The 19583-nt window shown below is 32.5% G+C and carries 17 protein-coding genes; 7 read left to right on the top strand and 10 right to left on the bottom strand.

The genetic code is table 11. The annotated features are described in order from the left end of the window. Positions 1 to 3: 3 nt before the first annotated feature. The 6 genes from DNU06_RS00235 to DNU06_RS00210 are packed head-to-tail and all read right to left on the bottom strand — an operon-like array spanning position 4 to position 5421. Positions 4 to 882, bottom strand: coding sequence for an alpha-1,2-fucosyltransferase (locus tag DNU06_RS00235; RefSeq protein WP_111061199.1), 879 nt, complete (start codon positions 880 to 882; stop codon positions 4 to 6). Further along, positions 869 to 1894: a glycosyltransferase family A protein gene (locus DNU06_RS00230; RefSeq protein WP_111061198.1), complete on the bottom strand. Its 1026-nt coding sequence runs from the start codon at positions 1892 to 1894 to the stop codon at positions 869 to 871. Before DNU06_RS00230 ends, DNU06_RS00235 begins: the two co-directional genes overlap by 14 nt. A 2-nt stretch (positions 1895 to 1896) precedes the next feature. Continuing rightward, entirely contained in the window at positions 1897 to 2739 is an 843-nt protein-coding gene (locus DNU06_RS00225) for an FkbM family methyltransferase (protein ID WP_111061197.1), read from the bottom strand. Beyond that, complete coding sequence (locus DNU06_RS18320) at positions 2736 to 3341, bottom strand: acyltransferase (protein ID WP_111061196.1); 606 nt, start codon at positions 3339 to 3341, stop codon at positions 2736 to 2738. Before DNU06_RS18320 ends, DNU06_RS00225 begins: the two co-directional genes overlap by 4 nt. Continuing rightward, positions 3326 to 4534, bottom strand: coding sequence for an ABC transporter ATP-binding protein (locus DNU06_RS00215; RefSeq protein ID WP_111061195.1), 1209 nt, complete (start codon positions 4532 to 4534; stop codon positions 3326 to 3328). Before DNU06_RS00215 ends, DNU06_RS18320 begins: the two co-directional genes overlap by 16 nt. A gap of 2 nt (positions 4535 to 4536) precedes the next feature. After that, on the bottom strand, positions 4537 to 5421 hold the full coding sequence (locus tag DNU06_RS00210; protein ID WP_233502897.1) for an ABC transporter permease: 885 nt from the start codon (positions 5419 to 5421) through the stop codon (positions 4537 to 4539). A gap of 541 nt (positions 5422 to 5962) precedes the next feature. On the opposite strand from DNU06_RS00210, the gene DNU06_RS00205 reads away from it, so the two are divergent. Genes DNU06_RS00205 through DNU06_RS00190 form a run of 4 tightly spaced genes read left to right on the top strand, consistent with a single transcriptional unit; the run spans position 5963 to position 10322 of the window. Next, a complete protein-coding gene (locus DNU06_RS00205; protein WP_146239094.1) occupies positions 5963 to 9022 on the top strand; it encodes a hypothetical protein in 3060 nt (1019 codons plus the stop codon). A gap of 17 nt (positions 9023 to 9039) precedes the next feature. Then, on the top strand, positions 9040 to 9267 hold the full coding sequence (locus DNU06_RS00200; protein ID WP_111061192.1) for a PID-CTERM protein-sorting domain-containing protein: 228 nt from the start codon (positions 9040 to 9042) through the stop codon (positions 9265 to 9267). A gap of 43 nt (positions 9268 to 9310) precedes the next feature. Next, positions 9311 to 9856 carry an exosortase X gene (gene xrtX / locus DNU06_RS00195; protein ID WP_111061191.1) on the top strand — a complete coding sequence of 182 codons (546 nt, stop codon included), beginning with the start codon at positions 9311 to 9313 and terminating at the stop codon, positions 9854 to 9856. After that, positions 9837 to 10322: an XrtX-associated membrane protein gene (locus DNU06_RS00190; protein ID WP_111061190.1), complete on the top strand. Its 486-nt coding sequence runs from the start codon at positions 9837 to 9839 to the stop codon at positions 10320 to 10322. Before xrtX ends, DNU06_RS00190 begins: the two co-directional genes overlap by 20 nt. A 2-nt stretch (positions 10323 to 10324) precedes the next feature. Here the strand turns inward: DNU06_RS00190 and DNU06_RS00185 are convergent, their stop codons facing one another. The 3 genes from DNU06_RS00185 to DNU06_RS00175 form a co-directional block, all read right to left on the bottom strand. Beyond that, a complete protein-coding gene (locus tag DNU06_RS00185; RefSeq protein ID WP_111061189.1) occupies positions 10325 to 11065 on the bottom strand; it encodes a uroporphyrinogen-III synthase in 741 nt (246 codons plus the stop codon). Positions 11066 to 11097: 32 nt separating this feature from the next. Then, a complete protein-coding gene (locus DNU06_RS00180; protein WP_111061188.1) occupies positions 11098 to 11757 on the bottom strand; it encodes a DUF4271 domain-containing protein in 660 nt (219 codons plus the stop codon). Positions 11758 to 11881: 124 nt separating this feature from the next. Beyond that, entirely contained in the window at positions 11882 to 14404 is a 2523-nt protein-coding gene (locus DNU06_RS00175) for a right-handed parallel beta-helix repeat-containing protein (RefSeq protein WP_111061187.1), read from the bottom strand. Positions 14405 to 14855: 451 nt separating this feature from the next. On the opposite strand from DNU06_RS00175, the gene DNU06_RS00170 reads away from it, so the two are divergent. After that, positions 14856 to 16058, top strand: coding sequence for an acyl-CoA dehydrogenase family protein (locus tag DNU06_RS00170; protein WP_111061186.1), 1203 nt, complete (start codon positions 14856 to 14858; stop codon positions 16056 to 16058). A 46-nt stretch (positions 16059 to 16104) separates the two neighbouring features. On the opposite strand, the gene DNU06_RS00165 is transcribed toward DNU06_RS00170, so the two are convergent. Then, the gene (locus DNU06_RS00165; RefSeq protein ID WP_111061185.1) at positions 16105 to 17049 is read right to left on the bottom strand and encodes a C40 family peptidase; all 945 of its coding nucleotides are present in this window, start codon (positions 17047 to 17049) and stop codon (positions 16105 to 16107) included. Between the two features lie 146 nt (positions 17050 to 17195). Between DNU06_RS00165 and lpxB the strand changes: the two genes are divergently transcribed. Next, positions 17196 to 18308 (top strand): lipid-A-disaccharide synthase, encoded by a 1113-nt coding sequence (gene lpxB / locus DNU06_RS00160; protein WP_111061184.1) that lies wholly within the window; start codon positions 17196 to 17198, stop codon positions 18306 to 18308. Positions 18309 to 18392: 84 nt separating this feature from the next. Beyond that, positions 18393 to 19580, top strand: coding sequence for a SpoIID/LytB domain-containing protein (locus tag DNU06_RS00155; protein WP_146239092.1), 1188 nt, complete (start codon positions 18393 to 18395; stop codon positions 19578 to 19580). Positions 19581 to 19583 lie beyond the last annotated feature (3 nt).

Below are 19583 nucleotides of genomic sequence, written 5' to 3'. Positions count from 1 at the left end.
AATTTATATTCTAAACCATTCGGCTGGTATTAAATCTTTTGTGTTTTGGTTTAGTTTTGGGTCGTTAAACCATGTTTTTGGGCAATATACTTGTTTTGCTGCGTGTTGTGCTAACCATGCACCCCACCAACTAAAACTGCTATTGGCAATGATAAAGTTTTTACACTGCGTCATCAAGTACATGTCTTGCCAAGAATCAGCACCAGTATTCCAATCTACAAAGGTGACTTTACTTTGGTCTGACATTGTAAAATTTTCTTTTACCCATTGCATGTCATCCGAAAAGAAAACCAAGTGATGGGTGTTTAAATCAAATTTTTTAAGCGCGTCCTTATAATAAGACAATGGTAATGCTCCATGAATGGCATTGATATGTTTTTTACTCACATAGTCGCCACGGCGAATATGTATGGCAATACTATTTTTATTTTTAAATGTAGCCACGGCGGCTTTTGTTTGTGCCGAAGGCGTTTTCTTGAATTCAAATAAATTTAACACTTGCTCTCGGTATTCTTTAAAATATTTTTCCGATTGAAAATAGCCTTCTAAATAAGAATTTGCGGTTAGTTGTTTTACCGCTGGTTGAAAAAGTAAGTTGGGTTCAAAAAAGGCAGATCCTTTACGAAGTTTCCGTTTTATTTTTGCAATAAAACTATTTTCAAACAAGTAACTGTATGCTTTCTGGTCAACGATTTGGGTATCGCCAATATTAAAGAAGGTAGCCAAATCAAAGGGGCGACTGGTAAATTCTTTGCTGTCTTTTTTGTTAAATAAGCTAAGGTCAACCGCTACTTTTGTGCTGTTTTTTATTGCCAGAGCAGTAGCCGTAGCAAACTGAAACATTTGATTACCTAGTCCTCCTGAAATTTTAAGAAATATCATTTAAGCCTGTGATTTTTTTTGCAATTCTAAATGTAATAGGTAATTTATCTATGCCTAATATTTTATAACTTCCTTCAATTATACCAAGTTCTGAAGCCATAGGAATCATAAAGCCTGGTGAATTGATTTTAAATTTACCTTTTTTTAAGCTGTAAAAAAATAAGGATAGAAAAGAAGCCGTAGACGGTATTCTTACCAAATCATTTTTTAATTCCGGAAAAGCTTCGTAGTGCACGGTAATGGAAGCGTTGACCATAAAGAGCAATTTTTTAATGTAGTTTAAATTGGCTTTATCGTTAGAAATAAAGTGCACTAAACTAAGGGATGGCGCCATACCTACAGCATAGCCCATCATAGTGGCAACATGTATAATTTGACTGTCTCCACCACTAGAAAGACTTTTTCCGCTTCTATCTTTGGCCACCAATTCCTGGTCTTCTACTTTTTGAATGTATTTTTTGAGAATGTTTGTTTTTACTACCAAACCTGTACCTGCAGGAGAATAAGCATGCCAACCTTTTAAGCTACCATATTTAACGTAGTCATTGTTTTTCTCTTGAAATATCTGCTTGTTCGATTCAATCCAAGCGGGTACTTCTCCTAAAAAATCTACATTTACAATACCAGGTCCCCAACAACCCACAAATGGGTAGCGGGAATTCAGGTCGATAATGTTTTGAACATAATCCGGATTTAATACATTGTCATCATCTACAAATAATACCAAATCACTTTCCGAAGCTTTAATTCCAGCAATTCTGGCAAAAGTTAAGCCACTTTTGGTTTCTTTTATTAGGGTTGTTTTTGGCGTATTGTTTTCTAAAAAACGCGCAATATATTCTTCTGTTTCAATAGGTTTTTTTGAATTATTGTCAACAATAATTACTTCTACCAAGTTAACAGGTTTGTTTAAGTTTTCAATGGCAGTTAATACCCGTTCAAAAATTGCTTTATTGGGGTTATAGGTGCAAATAACCATTGAAATTGTTGCGTTATTTTTGTTGGCTTCCATTGTTATTTAGTAAGTAAAGTATTTCTACCAATTGTAAGTTCCCCAGACACAAAGAATTCATAGTTATTTTGTTTTAATATTGCGTTAATATGTGCTCTGTCTCCTACGTCATCATGAATCTCAATAGCAATAAATTTTGTTTTACTTAAAAAAGAAGCAGCATATTCTGGCGATTCAAATAATTTAAACTCGCTACCTTCAATGTCTATTTTTAAAATGTCTACTATTTGATCTGCGGGGAAAAGTTCTTGTAAGTTGATAGATTTAATGGGACCATTTTCTTCTTCTACCACACTTAAAGACCAAGGTTTGCCATCTCTAAAATCGGTAGATATAGATAGGTTCGTGGTTTTGTTCCAAATACCATTATTTAAGCATTTGGCGTTAATGTTATTGTTTTTTAAATTGGTTTGCATTAAATCAAAGGACTCTTGGAAAGGCTCTACAATAGTAATTTGTATACTCGGAAAAAAGGAGTGCACGTAAATACTGGTTAAACCAATATTGCCACCAAGGTCCACCATAGTTTTGGGGTTGGACTCGTATTTTTTAATAAAATCTATTAATGCAAGGTATTCTTTTTGAATGACCACTTGGTTGAAAACAGGAATATCGCTACTGTTGTTTCTAAGCTTGTACTTGCTGTTTTTATGTACTATTTGCCAAGAGTTGTTTAGGAATTGAATGTCAGAAATACCTTGTGCATAAAAAAAATTCATGGCCTTACTGTTGTCCTTGAAAGTTTGATTTGGAAGCGATAAAAGTTTACTCGCGAAGCTTTCACAAAGTACGTAGAAGGAGTTTTTCAAGCCTAATACTTTTATCTTATTTATCGTTTTACTCATTTATTTTCGGTTAGTGAATTCAATTCGCTATGCGCTTTTCTATTTTTAATTAATTTTGCTGGAATACCTCCAACAATACTATATTCTTCTACTGATTTAGTGACTACAGAACCTGCCGCAATAATGGCACCTCTACCAATGTGCACACCATCTAGTATGGTACAGCCATGGCCAATCCAAACATCATCCTCAATAGTAATTCCTTTGGATATTAAGCCTTGGTCGTTGATGTTTTTCTCTAGGTCTTCGTACTTGTGGTTAGTTGGAATTATCATGGTTGCACCAGCAATTAACACATTGTTGCCAATGGTGGTTTTACCAAATCCGTAAATGATACAATAAGGGTTGATGCTACAATTATTACCTATGGAAATATCTCCCCCGTTTGAAAAAATAAATACCCCTTTTAAAATTTCACATGAATTACCAATAACAATATGGTTGCCTGGTTTTTTTATTTCAATGTTTACATCATTACCAAGATGGGTGTGTTCCCCAATACTTAAATTAGCGGTGTTATAGGTTTGTTTTAATTTAGCTAAATTAATGTGCTTATCTAAAAGTAAAAAGAACCTTGTGACGATATTTAATTTACGCTCCATTTGGCATTTAATTTCATGGCACCAATATTTTGACCTTCATAAATATTGGAATTTCCATTATTTATTTCAATACTTACACCATTTTCTATGTATTCATAATTAATGACCTTCGGGACAAATAATGAGCCATCTATTTGGTAAGATCCAGCAAGTAAATTACTGATGTCGATTACCACTTCTACCTTGTTTTTTGTTTGGTCTAAGTTAATTCTTTCAAAAATAGTTCCAACTTTTTGATTCCAGTTATCCTTGAGTAAAAAACCACAAGTTAGATTACGGATGCTTTCTTGGGAAATGACCTGCGCAGAAATAATTAATTTAGATCCTTCATGGCGGGCTTCAATTTCTTCGAAGTATGCCGATTGATTTTGTTTGTTTTTATTGAGTTTGTAATTCTCTACTACATTACTCGCTTGGTATTCGCGGATAATATCTGTTGTTTTTCCTTCCGATACGATAGTTCCGTTTTCTAATAGTATGGCTTTATTACACAATTGTTCCACGCTATTCATGTTGTGACTGACAAACAGTACAGTTCTACCAGTACCTGAAATATCTTGCATTTTACCTATGCATTTTTTCTGAAACTCTACATCTCCAACAGCCAAAACTTCGTCTACAATAAGCATTTCAGATTCTAAATGCGCAGCTACAGAGAAACCTAACCGAACAATCATTCCCGAAGAATATCTTTTTACTGGGGTGTCAATGTATTTTGAACAACCAGAAAAACTAATAATTTCATCTAAGTTTTTAGAGATTTCCTTTTTCGACATGCCTAAAATTGCACCGTTAAGGTATATGTTTTCTCTTCCTGTTAATTCCTGATGAAATCCAGTACCAACTTCTAGTAATGAGGTGATACGGCCATTATACTGAATACTACCTTGGGTGGGACTAGTAATTCGAGAAAGTAATTTTAGTAAAGTTGACTTTCCTGCACCATTTTTACCAATAATCCCCAATACGTCTCCTTCTTCTACTTCAAAAGAAACATCTTTTAATGCCCAAATATAATCGGAATCATTTTTTACACTTCTATCGTTTAAACCGGTTACTTGTAGATAAGGGTCTTCTTTCCCTCTTAGTTTACTGAAAAACCTATTTAAATCATGCGAAATGGTACCCGTTCCAACCTGACCAAGTCGGTATTGTTTTGATAAGTTACTTGTTTTTAATGCTATTCTTCCCATGATTAAATTGTATCAATAAATGATCTTTCTACTCGGTTAAATACAGACATTCCAGCCAATAATAAAAGGATAGAAATTACAAATGAATAAATTAAACCCGATAATTCAAAACTAGCGTTTTGATCAAAAAAGGTAAACTTAAATGTTTCTATTACACTAGTCATTGGATTGGCCATGATAATCCACTTGTATTTTTCGGGAACCATATTTAAAGGGTATACAATTGGTGTGGCATACATGGCTAATTGAATACCAAACTGAATTAAAAATTTTAAATCTCGGTACTTTACCGTTAAAGAAGAAATGATTAAACCAATACCAAGACCAGCTGCCATCATGATGAAAATAAGAACTGGTAATAATAAAATACTAGAATTTAAACCCGCTTCAAAGTCTGTGAAAAATACATAATAAAGGTATACCGCAATAAAAATTAAAAATTGAAAGAAAAATTTAATAAGGTTGGTAAATATAATTGACAAAGGAACGATTAGTCTTGGAAAGTATACTTTGTTAAAGATGTTTTGATTTTGAGAAAAAGTTTCAGAAGTTTTGGTAACACAATCTGAAAAATATGACCAGATGGTAATTCCCGATAAGTAGAATAATATTTGAGGGATACCGTTGGTTCCTATTTTTGCAATATTACCAAAAATCACGGTAAAGGTTAGGGTGGTTAAAATGGGCTGTATAACTACCCAAAGTGGTCCTAATATGGTTTGTTTGTATAGAGAAATGAAATCTCTTTTGATAAAAAGAAAAAGTAAATCTTTATACCTAAGCAATTCTTTTAAGCCAAAATTAATAAACCCTTTTTTAGCAAATATTTCTACGTCCCACTTATTTGGTGTGGTTTCACTTCCTACTTCCATTAACTTTTTGTGCAAATATAGTTTTTTTCTTTATTTAGGGGATTTGATTTATAAGTCAATTTTAATAGAAAGTAGGTGAGGGGTATTGGATATGGTTTAAAAAGGACTAAAACAGCATAAGTTTTTTTAGTAAAACACACATAATATTTTCATTTTAAGATGCTTGATGAGTAGCTGCAGGAGCATGGTAGAATGTAATGCCTGAAATGTTTGGAGGGTATGTAATGAGGCTGGTTATGAGTTTTTTTGATTATCAGAAAAGCAAAAGTTATAGGTCGCGGAAAAAGGTCCTTTTTTTTAAAATATAAAATACTTTTCTTTTCCTCGACTAAGTAGAAATTTATTTGTTTTAAATTTCTCATTTTGTTCGGCGATTTTTTTTAGAAAATTATATTAATTTATGTAATCTAATTTTTAAACCTAGAGTGTGTAAAATTATCCCCACAAGTCTTTCTCTTTGCGACACATACTTGTCAATTAAAATTTATTAAAATCGTTTATAAGGTAGTGGTTGATTTTTTTTTGATATATTTGTATATTATATAAATAATACTTTATGATGATGAAACAGAAATTTTTAATAATTATTCTTCTATTTACCACTTCAGGTGTGATAGGACAAACAGGTCCGGGTGGGATTGGTAATTCCAGTACGAACATGCTTTGGTACGATATTAATTCTGAAAACATTGGTAATGGTGCTATGGTAGAAGAGGTTACCGATTTTTCTGGTAATAATAACCACTTGGTGCAAACTGATGTTTTAAAGCGGCCAGTAAATGTGACCAATGTTTTTAATTCTTCCATAGCTTCTTTAAGATTTGATGGCGGGCAGAGTTTAACTGGGGGGGCAATGGCAGCTTATAATGGGGTGACTAAATATAATCAGTATTATATTGGAAGTGTTGATGACTTAAGTTTACTTTCTGTACCTTTTGCTTTCAAATGTGTTACTCCTTCTCGAGCATTTTCAACCGGATTTTTAACCCAGTTTGGGCTTATCAATGCAATTGGAAGACGATATGGGTTTGTTCGTAGAGCAAGCTTAGGCTCACCAACGACTTTAAAGGTTTTTCAAAATGATTATAATTCTTTGTCCGGTTTAATGAATGCTTATTTAGATTTCAGTTTGATCAGTTCTGATCCGGATGTTATAGAAAATACATTTATTACACATTTAGAAACATGGTTAGGTGGCAGTACTGGAGCATCAGGTACAGGTTATTATATGGATGGGTTTATTTCAGAGGTATTTGCTTTTAATATAGATTTAAATACTGCACAAACAAAAATATTACAAAATTATATTGGTGCAAAATACGGTACTACTATACCTACAGATCATTATGATTATGAAGCGACACATGGTGTTGGTTTAGTAGGAATTGGTAGAGATAACAATTTAAATAAACACTTGAATTCTATTGGTAATGGTATGGTGAGAATTCAGAAGTCTGCTATGACAGATGGACAGTATTTATATGTTGGGCATAATGACGAAAACTATTCTTCCTTAAGTACGGATGTGCCCGTGTTATTACTTAATTCTTCTAGACTTTTAAGAACATGGCGTATGGATGAGCCTACTGATGTAGGAAATATTCAAGTTACTTTTCAATTAGATAGTTTAAGTGATTTTAGTCCAGCACCTAGTGCTTATAAATTAATTGTAGATGCAGATGGTGTATTTGCTGCTGGAGCAACAACCTACTCTGGTACCTATAATGCTGTAACACGTACGGTTCATTTTACGGGGATTGATATGAATGCAGGTGACTATTTTACTTTATTAGGAGATGAACCAGTGGAAATATTTTCAGTATCAGATGGTAATTGGAGTGATCCAAGCACATGGAATTGTAGTTGTGTTCCTTCTGGATTGAATTTGGTGACTATCTCTTCTTTTACCACTGTTAATGTAGATACAGATGGGTATACTAAAGATTTAACTATTGCTGGTGACGGTGAATTGGAGTGGACTTTTGATAATAATTTAACCATTCAAACGGATGGCTTAACTATTTTCGGTGATATTACCATGCCTACAGGGAGTATTACTTTTGCAGGAACATCTATCCAAGAAATAGATTTAAATGGAGGAGAGTTTGATTTTAATGATATAGAAATAAACAACAATGGAGATGTTGTAGAATTACAGAATGGTACAATTGTATTAAATGGTACTTTAACCCCAACGAGTGGTAAATTTGATTTTACTGCAGGATCCTTTATTGTTAATTCTGTTTCAGCAGTGTCTTCTGCCAGAATTGCTGCGGTAAACGTGAATGCTGAACTTTCAGGTAATGCTACGGTTAGAAGATTTATTCCAGCAGGTGTTGCTGGTAATAGAAACCTAGCTTCTCCGGTTGTAGGTGCTACTTTAGCCCACTGGGATGATAGTTTAGCAATTAGTGGTTATGGTTTTCCTGATGGTTGTGCTTATGGGGATACTACAGCAAGTGGATGTTATTTTTCAGTGAAGTATTACTGGCAAGATCGTTTTTATGATATTACCAATATCAATTACGTCTTAGAAAACGGTAAGGGTTATGAAATTTTTATCGGAGATGATTTAGTGACATATTCAGGAACTACCATTGCTGTTACTGGTGCATTAAACAATTCGGATGTAACTACAATGAATACTACCGCTTGGGGTACTTTAGGTAATCCTTACGCTAGTCCAGTTTTGTTCAGTCAAGCTTCTACAACCAATGTAATGGGGAAATATTTTTATATCTATGATCCTGCTTCTGGTGGTTACCAATGGTATGATAAGGTTTCTAATACCTCTAGTATACCTCAGTTGGCAAACGGTTTGTTGGCAAGTGGACAAGGGTTTTGGGTAAAAGATTTTGGGTTTTTAACATTCCCGCAAAGTGCTAAAACTAGTACTAATGCTACTTTTATTAGAAATAGTGTGGCAGAGAATGGTATTCAATTAAAGTTGACACAAGACAATACTACTTATTTCAATGTGTCCAGTATTGTATTTGATCATACTGGAAGTGATTTAAAAGATGAAATGGATATCGAGTATTTAAGTACAGGTTTAGAAAAAGCTTCTTCTTTATATATGACAACAGATACTTTTAAATTAACCAAATCATACTTATTAAGAGATTATGCGGATAAAACAATTAACGTTGCTTTAAAAGCATTAACGGAAAGCTATTTTACCATTCATATTGCTGATGTTGCTAGCGTAAATGATTATTCAAATGTTTATTTATTCGATCAAACGTTAAATAAAATGATTGATTTACGTGCAGAAGGAGCATATACTTTTTATAGTGAAGTTGGAGAGTTCGATAGATTCAAAGTAATCTTCACGAATGATGTATTAAGTACAGATGACTTTATTACTACAGTAAACACTGGTACTGAAATTAATATTACTCAATTAGGAAGTGCGATTGAAATTAGCGCATTGAATGGTTTTGTAAATAATACGGTTTATGTTACCAATGCATTGGGTCAAGAAATTTTATCCCCTAGAGAAGTAAACTTGTCAAATGGATCAAAATTGTTAAATTTGTCCACAGACTTAAAAGGTTTGATGATTGTTGTAGTGAAAAATGTTAACGGCATTACAACGAAAAAAATTATTTTATAAAATTGAATTAAAAGAACATGAATAATAAAGGATTAAAAATAGTTTTATTGTTAGTATGTATTGTAGCTATAACCGCTATAGGAATTGCACAACCTCCTGCAGGACCACCTCCTGGCGGTGGTATTACTGGTGCAAATACACCTCCTTGTTGGGCACCAGAATGTGTTCCTATTGATGGAGGCTTGAGTTTCCTGCTTGCTGCTGGCGCACTTTTAGGATTTAAAAGCTTAAAAGGCAAAAAATAATAAAATTTAACTTAAATAATTTAAAACTTCATCTTGATAAAAGATGGAGTTTTTATTTTTGATAATGAAACTAAATAGAAAAGATGTATTAAGGTTTGCAGGTTTAGGGATTGGTCTTTACTTGCTTTGGCTGGTGATTTATCATTTTGTAATTACCACACATACTAACTGGGACTTTTTGTTAAACTATAACATTGTCTCCTTGTCTCATCATCTGTTTCACTTTTTTGGTATAGAAACATTTATTGATATTGAAAGTAACCATGTGGCCCTCCTAAGAGATCTTACAAGGCATACAGGTGTTTTGGTTGGGGATAATTGTAATGGCTTTAAATTATTCTCCATTTTCTCTATTTTTATTATTGCTTTTCCAGGCAATGTGAAATCTAAATTTATTTTTATTCCGATTGGCATGTTGCTTATACACCTGGCAAATATCATTCGGGTAATGGCTTTGTTGTTGATTAATGATTACAACCCTGCTTATTTAGATTTTAACCACGACTATACCTTTACTTTATTTGTCTATTTAGTCATCTTCCTTCTTTGGTTATATTGGATTAAGCATTATGGAAAAAAAACAGCTTAATAAAAGCAAATATTTATTTTACGGCTTAATAGCCTTTATTGTAATAAGCGGCTTTCTTCAGGATTTTTTCATGAAGAACATCAACTTGGTGTTAAAACATATAACAACAGGTTTGACTAATTATAGTGTACCGCTTTTTTATCCTTTAGAAGACTGGACTGTTGCGCAAATATATTTGCTTAAATGGGTGTTGACTATTTTTTGGATGATTTACTTCTGGACCTTATCTTTTTTTACGCTAAGGGTTTATTTTAAACCACGTGGCATAAGCGTACGTGCCATTAATTATGTTTATTTAATACTGTTTGGGTTGGCTGGAATATTGTATGTTACAGGATGGGTATTTGGCATTGGTAATACCATGTATCATATCGTCCGAACACTAACAGGACTGACAAATTCTTTTATGCCAGTCCTTATTGTGTTTCTATTTCTTAATTATTTCCCGAAAGAAGCGGAAAATTAAACTTATTTATTGGTTTTGATATAGGACTCAATCGCCATAGTCATGCTTGGGTTTTTTGGTTGTGGTGCATGAATATCTAACCTAAGGTTATTCTTTTTTACTGCATTCGCAGTAGTGGTTCCAAATGCTGCAATCATGGTCTTGTCTTGTTTAAAATCAGGAAAATTCTTTAACAAGGATTCAATACCAGAAGGACTGAAAAACACCAATAAATCGTATTTTACTTCCTCTAAGTCCGATAAATCAGCAGCAACAGTTCTATACAGAACCGCTTTGGTATACTTTACATTACTTTCCTCTAATGTATCCGGAATATTTTGTCTTAAAATATCAGAGCAAGGCAATAAGTATCTTTCATCTTTGTGCTTCTTAAGTACTTCTACTAAATCGACAATATTTTGCTTTCCGTAAAATATTTTACGTTTTCTATACACTACATATTTTTGTAGGTAATAGGCAATTGCTTCAGAAATACAAAAGTATTTCATGGAGTTAGGTACTTTATACCTAGTTTCTTCAGCTATTCTAAAAAAGTTGTCTACCGAAGTTTTACTGGTTAAAATTACTGCTGAATGCAGGCCTAAATCAATTTTTTGTGCTCTAAACTCTCTTGCAGTAACACCCACCACATTAATGAATGGACGAAAATCAATTTTTAATTTGTATTTTTCGGCTAAATCAAAATAAGGTGATTTTTCACTTGCAGGTCTTGGTTGCGAAACTAAAATAGTTTTTACGCTCATATCAAATTAAAATTTTCTTAGTTATTTCAATTCTAATCTACAACGAATTTTAAAATAATTAAAATGGGTAGTATTTCGAGGGTGCAAAGATACAAAATTATATAGAAATACGAAATATTAAATTGTCGCGCCTCTTTAAAAGATTTAAATCGCAGTACCATTCCTGTTACCAACATAGCTATCCCCCCTATAATGAGGATGAAATCGTGAAGTCCTTCGTTAGGAAAAACACTTAATGCTGTAATTGGAAGTAAAATTAAACCTATGATTTGGTAATATTTAATGATATTGGCTATGTCAAAATAAACAAATCGATTAAACCAGTTAGAAATTAAGAATAATACGCCAATTTTAACCGCATGAAAAAGGAGTATAAAAAGTAAGATTAAAGTTAACTTGGAAAAAGAAGCAGATGCGGTGTTTATTATATTGTAGGTAATTAGCAAATAGATGTAAATACTAAATGTAATGAGGTAATTAAGCACTAAAAAGTAACTAGAGGCAGATAAGGTGCCCAGTATTTTTTTGTTCATATTGGTGCTGGTACTCAATAAACCTTGGATATAGTTGGGTTTGTTAATTCGTGCAATCGCTACCAATAAAAGGGATACTACCAACATAAACAAAACCAAATACATGGTATTGTTTTGTATAGGGACAAGTTTTCCAATGTCGAAATCGCGTGGATTCATGCTATAAAATTAAGGATTTATATACCCAATATGTTAAAAAATATATCTAAACAAATTTTTAGTGAATTACCAAATTAGAAAAGTGAAGTAACTTTGAATAGAAATTATTTGTAATTTTTGATTTTTATTTAAAGAATAACCGATCTTCAATTGAGCCTGACTTCAAATACTGTTTAAATCTTTCATCAAACAAGGCTATATTTTCATTAACTTGTATTTTAGATATTAATTCAATTTTACCATTAATTATGTGAAGAGAACTCGAATCATAACTATTATCAAGGTATAGTCTTGGGTCATTAAAAATACCTTTTTTTATGTAACTTGTAATAATTTTTTGATTATTAAAAAAACTGTTGTTCAAGCTGTAGAATGTTGTTTCATCTTTTACAGCGATAGCGTTCAGATTATCTCTAAATACACAATTTGAAACAATTGCAGTTGATTTTTCACCTAAGCTTAATCCTTTATCAAGAAATGAATTAAGCTCACATTCAGAAATGTGCACATAACTACCACTTATGTCTAGCCCATCACCATTCGCATCTATTTTTTTAGGATAAAATACAGAGCTCTTTACGTTTGCAAAACAAAAATCTAAGTCAACTTGATCAGCATAATTATCAATAAAAAAACAGTTTGAAATATTTACTTTAGAGTACTTAATATTAATTCCATCATCTCCTTGACTGTTTGAAAATGTTGAATTTATTAATTGAACATTACATTCATAAATTGCAAATTGTCCAGTAAACAATCTACCATTAAAAAATGATGATTTTCCACCTGAAACGACTGTATTATTAATATAAGCAGTGTTTTTTCCATTTCCAATAATGGAGAAAGTTCCAAATGGTTTGTGTTTATCCATTGATGTGATATTAATAGGATTCGACTCGGTTCCATTCAAATAGACACTTCCATTTATTTGAAAATGAATATTTGAATCTAACATAATAGTAACACCTTCTTCAATTGAAACCGTATAGCCCGTTGGAAGACATATGTTATTTTCAACTTGATATTTCCCTTTTTTTATATAAATCGTATCATTTAATAATTTATATTTTATGCCAGCTTGGTCCAGACCATTGATTTCACTTGGTTGATAACTTGTTCTGTTGATATAATTAAAGTAAATTTTCTTTTTTGACAATGTATCACCAGTTACTGCGTTTATGTATAAGAAATCTTTCTTAGGATTAAATGTCTTGTTTGGAAGTTTAATTGATAATATAATGTTCTTATAAGATAGGTCGGGCGAAAAAATTACCCCGTTCAGAATACTTACCAATTGATTGGTAGATTTGTTGATTATTTTAATTTGAGCAAAAGCATCTAATGCAATATCTATTGTACCAGCCGTTGTATCAATGGAACCATAAATATGTGCATTTGAAATATAGTCTTTATATATATCTAGTGTGTTATCAATTAAAGTTTTTATGGAGTAGTTAATTAAATTTAATTTTCCATGATTATAGTCAGCGTTTTGAACCGTTTTGATAGAATTAAAAACACTATCAAGTTGATTAGAAATGTGATTTCTATTTGAGTAAAATTTATAGAGGAACTTATCTCGATCGTTTCTAATTGAATTCACTGAAAGTAATAATTTAAAAAAATGATTCCACTCATATTTGTGATACCGTTCATTAAAACTTTTAAATACTAAACTATTAAAATCAGGAACGGCTTCAAAATTTAATTCTTTTGATACATCTGATCCTTTATATTCAGGGCGGTATATTGGATAGAAATGACCCCGACTAAAATCATAAACAAATTTTAAGTTATCTCCAGTAACATGATGAGAATTATTATTTAGGGCCATTAAAGCAAGAAATTTCGCCATGTATTTTTGGTCGATTTGCTTCAGAATTAATTCTAATCTATCATTTTTAATGTTATCTGTAAACCTCTCATATTCAGCTACTGCTAAACTATAATTCTCATCATCTTTTGAATCCAAGTGCCCATGAAAATTATTTAGGGATGATATGTGTGGTCTACCTTCTTTTCTTGTCCAGTCACTTGTATTTGATAGTATTACAAAGTTAGTGATTCCGAAATTTCTTTCCAAAAACTCTTTTTTAATATCTTCTACAAAGTAATATGAACCTACATTTTTATTGTTAATTTTGAGTATTTTAAATGTGCCAGTAGCACTAATTAATCCAGCTTCTGAACCAAGGAAATTCAATGAAATTACTTCTTCAGCTTCTTCACTTTTTATTATTTTAAAACGTCTTGCATTATTGATTTTCGGTCCTGTTTTAGAAAGTTTTAGCGAATAAGAATATTTATCATTAATGTAATGATTCATGTGAGTTCCATGGTATTTGATTTTTGCATCACAAAACTCACCATCTATAAGTATTTTAATGTCTACCCATTTTTTTTTAACAGGTTCTCTATTTCTATAATTAGCTAGTTTTTCCTGTGCGTTTTCATCAATTAAAATTTCAAGATAATCTTTTTTTTCAAGAGAAGTGGTAAGACCATAAAAAGTTTTTACGCCAAATTTTATAGTTTTTTTACTGAGATCAAATGTAGTGGTGGGAAAGAATAATATGCAAACTAATAATAAGGATAAAAGTAAAATAAATGTTCTTTTTAAAGCAGAATGCTCATAAAATTTATTCATAATGAAAATATTTCTAATGTAAAATTAACAAAAAGTATTTTAAAACTTCGCAAGTTAATTTTTTTATTTGATTTACGATAAATACTTAATGTGTTTGGACAGTATAATCGTTTTAACACAATAATTATTTTCTATTCTGAACAATTAAACCTGGATAGTGCTAGATAATTTATTTAACTGAAAATGTTTTTATCAATATTTGAGTTAGTACTTTGACCTTATTAAAATCAATTGGATTAAGTACAGCTTCTTAATAAATTCTTGCATCATTTTTTAAAAAAAAATACTGCCGCCTAAATGGTATTACTTTGTACCTGAACTAATTTTCCAATGTCGAAATCGCGTGGATTCATGCTGTAAAATTAAGTATTTATACATTCAATCGACATTAATTTTTTACATTCTATCGAAAACAATAAAATTATTTACATTTGTTCAAAAGAAAAAAAATATGGCAACTGATTTATATACGCATCCAGATTATTACAATTTAGACGATTTGTTTACCGAAGAGCATAAGTTGATAAGGGAAGCGACGAGAGCATGGGTGAAACAAAATGTTTCCCCAATTATTGAAGATTATTTTGAGCGTGCTGCTTTTCCAGAACATTTGGTAAAACAACTTGGTGAAATTGGTGCATTCGGGCCTTATATACCTACTGAATATGGTGGACCTGGATTGGATCAAATTTCCTATGGTATTATTATGCAGGAATTAGAAAGATGTGATTCTGGTTTAAGATCTACTTCTTCGGTACAAAGTTCTTTAGTTATGTACCCAATTTATAAGTATGGTGACGAAGCACAAAGAAAAAAGTTTTTGCCAAAATTAGCAAGTGGTGAATTTTTAGGTTGTTTTGGTTTAACAGAACCTGATCACGGTTCTAATCCTGGTGGGATGACCACCAATTTTAAGGACATGGGTGACCATTATTTACTCAATGGCGCTAAAATGTGGATTTCTAATGCGCCATTAGCTGACGTAGCAGTAGTTTGGGCAAAAAATGAAGAAGGTAGAATTCATGGTTTGTTAGTAGAACGTGGCATGGAAGGTTTTACGGCGCCAGAAATGAAAGGTAAGCATTCTTTAAGAGCTTCTATTACTGGAGAACTTTTGTTTGATAACGTAAAGGTGCCCAAAGAAAATTTATTACCGAATAAGTCCGGTTTAGGAGCGCCACTAGGTTGTTTAGATTCTGCAAGATATGGAATTGCATGGGGTGCTTTAGGCGCTGCTATGGATTGTTATGATCAAGCTGTACGATATGCCAAAGAAAGAACACAATTCGGTGTTCCAATTGGCGCTTTTCAACTGACGCAAAAAAAATTAGCGGAAATGATTACGGAAATTACAAAAGCACAGTTATTAACGTTCCGACTTGGTCAAATGCGTAATGCAGGTACAGCTACTTCTGCTCAAATTTCAATGGCTAAAAGAAATAATGTGGAAATTGCATTGAATATTGCTAGAGAAACAAGACAAATTCTAGGTGCTATGGGAATTACCAATGAGTTTTCTGTAATGCGACATATGGCAAATTTAGAATCTGTAGTTACTTATGAAGGAACGCATGATATACATTTGCTTATCACAGGTATGGATGTGACTGGGATTTCTGCATTTACTAGAACAGCACCAGATTTAAATAAATAATTTAATAAGAAATAGCCTTAAAAAGGAGCCTTGTGGCTCCTTTTTTTTATGGAATAATTCTTCCTACACCAGCTAGTTTTCCACGCCAATATTTGGAAGTTTCTATGTTCGTTGTAATAATACCGCTACTGGTAGAAGCGTGAATCATAGTCAATGGTTCGTTAATGGCAGAAGTAACTATCCCCACATGGGTGATTTTAGATCCAGATTTGAAAAATACCAAATCACCTTCTCTCGCTTCTGAAATTTTAATTTTTTCGATATGTTCTTTTTGAGCGGCTGCAGAACGAGGTAGCTGAATTCCTTGGCTGTTATAAACAAAACCCGTGTATCCAGAACAGTCAAATCCCTTTGGACTGGTTCCAGCCCACTTATAAGGTACGCCCAATTGTGCATTAGCTGTAGAAATAATTTCACTTCTTAATGCCATTATTTCTTCTTCTGCATAAACTTCATTATTACCATGCGTTTTGTTGGGGCGCTTATTCTTAATGGGGTAAACAATTTCTTCTTGCTTTTGTTCCTGTGGGAGTTGAAGGCCACTCGGACGGACGGTCTGTAGTTGGTTTTCTAAAAAGTTTCGAATAATTATGGCGTTTTTTAGTTCTTTTTTAGCCGTTAAGTCTTTTTCTAAACCGATTAAGTATCGCTTTAAAGCTGCAATTTCAAAATAATGCGCTTTGCTGTATATGTTGGCTTTGCTATGTGCTAGAAACTGGATGTATGTTTCAATCGCTTTTTCTAAAGATTCTGGATGCCTAGGATTATATTCAACATCACTTGCGAGTCTAAATAAAGCCAAACTTTTATAAAAAGTAGGCATGCCACTATAATCATAGTCAGGTATGGCAAGTAATTTATTTGCTTTACGAAGCACTTTCGTATAATGCTTTTGACTGTATAATACTTCCAATTGGTCAATTTTTTTATCCTGACCAAAAGACATTGAAGTAAATAAGAGTACCACAAAAATTAATAAACCTGCTTTCATACTTCAAAATTACGGCTTTTAATGGTCCGTTTCGTAAAGTTACAATAGCAAATTTCCACAGTAAACTGTTAAGTGTTTTAGATAAAGTTCGATTTTTTAGGGCTTACCCGATTAATTCATTTATTTTTGATTAAAAATTATATAAGTTGAAGTATTTTTTAATTGCAGGAGAAGCTTCTGGAGATTTACATGGAAAAAATCTCATGAAGCAATTAATGGAAGTCGACAAAGAGGCAACATTCCAATTTTGGGGTGGAGATCAAATGGCGAGCATTGGAGGAGAACCTTTAAAGCATATTGATTCACTAGCTTTTATGGGTTTTGTGGAAGTGATCGCAAATTTAGGCACTATTTTAAAAAACATCAAACTTTGTAAATCTCAAATAAAGGCCGCCAAGCCGGATGCATTAATTCTGATTGATTATCCCGGTTTTAATTTAAGAATAGCGGAATTTGCAAAGCAATTAAATATTCCCGTGCATTATTATGTTTCTCCACAAATATGGGCTTGGAAACAAAATAGAGTACACAAAATAAAAAAGGTGGTAGATGAAATGTATACTATCTTGCCTTTTGAAAAAGCTTTTTATAAAAAGTTTGATTATGATGTGCAGTATGTTGGTCACCCATTGGTAGATGCCATACAAGAATTTAAAAAAGAAGCCTTAAGTAAAAAGGATTTTTTAAATCAATTTGAATTAAGTGGGCAACCTATTTTGGCGCTTTTGCCAGGCAGTAGGGTGCAAGAAATTAAAACTAAATTGCCAATTATGCTAAAAGCTGCGGCGCAATTTAAAGATTACCAGATTGTTATTGCTGGTGCACCTAATAAATCTATAGCATTTTACCAAAAGTATTTGAATGGTTTGTCGGTTAAAATTATTGAAAATTCAACCTATAATTTACTTAATAATAGTAGTCTTGCCATGGTTACTTCTGGTACCGCAACATTAGAGACTGCTTTATTTAAGGTGCCCCAAGTGGTATGTTATAAGGCTAGCTATCTTTCTTACCACATTGCAAAAAGGTTGGTTAAGGTACCTTATATTTCCTTGGTAAATTTAATCATGAATAAGGAAGTGGTCAAAGAGTTGATTCAAGGAGATTTGACCAGTAAGAAAATAGTGAAAGAATTGCGACGTTTAGAAGCTGATAGTGCTGATTTACAAATGGAATATGATAAGCTAGAAAAAGTGTTAGGTGGTGGTGGTGCTTCTCAAAAGGTGGCGAAAATGATTTTTAACCGCTTAAAAGCTTAATTCAATAGGTTTATCTTGTTTAAAATGTTAATAATTTAAAGTTTGCATGGGTCATCACTTAAAATCAAGATTTAACTTTGTGTCGTGAAAACGTGGTTCCTCTTTATATTATTGGTCATTTCCAATTTCTGTTTTTCTCAATCTTACGAGATTGGGATTTTAAGACGGTATGAAATTAATGACCTGTTGATTTCGTACCATAAAGGATCTTATAATGTGTATGGTGACGGAGAAAAAAAGCATACTATTTTACCTACCGAGTCGGTGGAGATTAAAGTATCTGGTAACCAACTTTCATTGATCCAAGGTGTGCAGCCTTTAGGGGTGTACGATACCATTTGGATAGAGGAGTCCTTGCCCAACCATTCTTTTAGAATTCAAGGGTTAAAACCAAAAAAGTTAAAAGAAAGAAAATACAATAATAATTTAAGAATTACCATAGATAAAAACCACAGCATAAAAGTGGTTAACTTAGTGCGTATGCCAAATTACTTGGCGGGTGTAATTGAAAGTGAAGGTGGTGGTGGTCGCCATTTAGAGTATTATAAGGTGCAAGCGACCCTTAGTCGTACCTATTTATTAAGTCACCTCAAAAAACATGCAAAGGAAGGTTTTCAATTGTGCGACCAAGTACATTGTCAAGCTTATCATAATATGCTTATTTACACGCCTACAATTATTGATGCCGTGCAAGCAACAAAAAATATAGTGATGATTGATGCACGATTTAAGTTAGCCAATGGCTTCTTTTTTGCCAATTGTGGTGGGCAGACCAGTGAATCGGACTTTGTATGGAATAATGCAGTTTCTTATTGTAGAAGTGTAGTAGATACTTTTTGTATTCATACCCGACAAGCCACTTGGGAGAAAAGGATTCCAAAAGCAGCTTGGAAAGAATACTTGGTCAAAGAGTTTGCTTATCCTGTGAGTGATTCTATTTTTAGAAATTATCTGTATTATTTTACGCAAGAGCATAGGCTTGCATTTTATCAAATACCACAATTAGGGATTCCATTAAGAGATATTCGATACCATTTTAAATTGCGTTCCACTTGGTTTGATTGTCATTTAGAAGGGAATGAAGTGGTTTTAAATGGGCGTGGTTTTGGACATGGTGTCGGCTTGTGTCAAGAAGGTGCCATGAATATGGCAAAACAAGGGTATTCTTATAGTCAAATTCTTCAGTTTTATTTTTCTAAAGTTGGCTTGATTAATTATTTTGATTACCTGTTTTTTAGGCAAGGTAAATTTTATGATACTATGATAAATTAAAAA

Origin of the sequence: Putridiphycobacter roseus (assembly GCF_003234935.1) — a bacterium.
GTDB lineage: Bacteria > Bacteroidota > Bacteroidia > Flavobacteriales_D > Crocinitomicaceae > Putridiphycobacter > Putridiphycobacter roseus.
The sequence above is the reverse complement of the archived record's forward strand: the minus strand, read 5'-3'. Positions and strand labels throughout refer to the sequence as shown.

Coding starts and splice junctions, on each gene's coding strand:
- DNU06_RS18320 (WP_111061196.1), bottom strand. CDS start 3,341: ATGGAGCGTAAATTAAATATCGTCACAAGGTTCTTTTTACTTTTAGAT.
- DNU06_RS00235 (WP_111061199.1), bottom strand. CDS start 882: ATGATATTTCTTAAAATTTCAGGAGGACTAGGTAATCAAATGTTTCAG.
- DNU06_RS00230 (WP_111061198.1), bottom strand. CDS start 1,894: ATGGAAGCCAACAAAAATAACGCAACAATTTCAATGGTTATTTGCACC.
- xrtX (WP_111061191.1), top strand. CDS start 9,311: ATGGAGTTTTTATTTTTGATAATGAAACTAAATAGAAAAGATGTATTA.
- DNU06_RS00215 (WP_111061195.1), bottom strand. CDS start 4,534: ATGGGAAGAATAGCATTAAAAACAAGTAACTTATCAAAACAATACCGA.
- DNU06_RS00165 (WP_111061185.1), bottom strand. CDS start 17,049: ATGAAAGCAGGTTTATTAATTTTTGTGGTACTCTTATTTACTTCAATG.
- DNU06_RS00225 (WP_111061197.1), bottom strand. CDS start 2,739: ATGAGTAAAACGATAAATAAGATAAAAGTATTAGGCTTGAAAAACTCC.
- DNU06_RS00200 (WP_111061192.1), top strand. CDS start 9,040: ATGAATAATAAAGGATTAAAAATAGTTTTATTGTTAGTATGTATTGTA.
- DNU06_RS00185 (WP_111061189.1), bottom strand. CDS start 11,065: ATGAGCGTAAAAACTATTTTAGTTTCGCAACCAAGACCTGCAAGTGAA.
- DNU06_RS00180 (WP_111061188.1), bottom strand. CDS start 11,757: ATGAATCCACGCGATTTCGACATTGGAAAACTTGTCCCTATACAAAAC.
- DNU06_RS00190 (WP_111061190.1), top strand. CDS start 9,837: ATGGAAAAAAAACAGCTTAATAAAAGCAAATATTTATTTTACGGCTTA.
- DNU06_RS00205 (WP_146239094.1), top strand. CDS start 5,963: ATGATGATGAAACAGAAATTTTTAATAATTATTCTTCTATTTACCACT.
- DNU06_RS00170 (WP_111061186.1), top strand. CDS start 14,856: ATGGCAACTGATTTATATACGCATCCAGATTATTACAATTTAGACGAT.
- DNU06_RS00175 (WP_111061187.1), bottom strand. CDS start 14,404: ATGAATAAATTTTATGAGCATTCTGCTTTAAAAAGAACATTTATTTTA.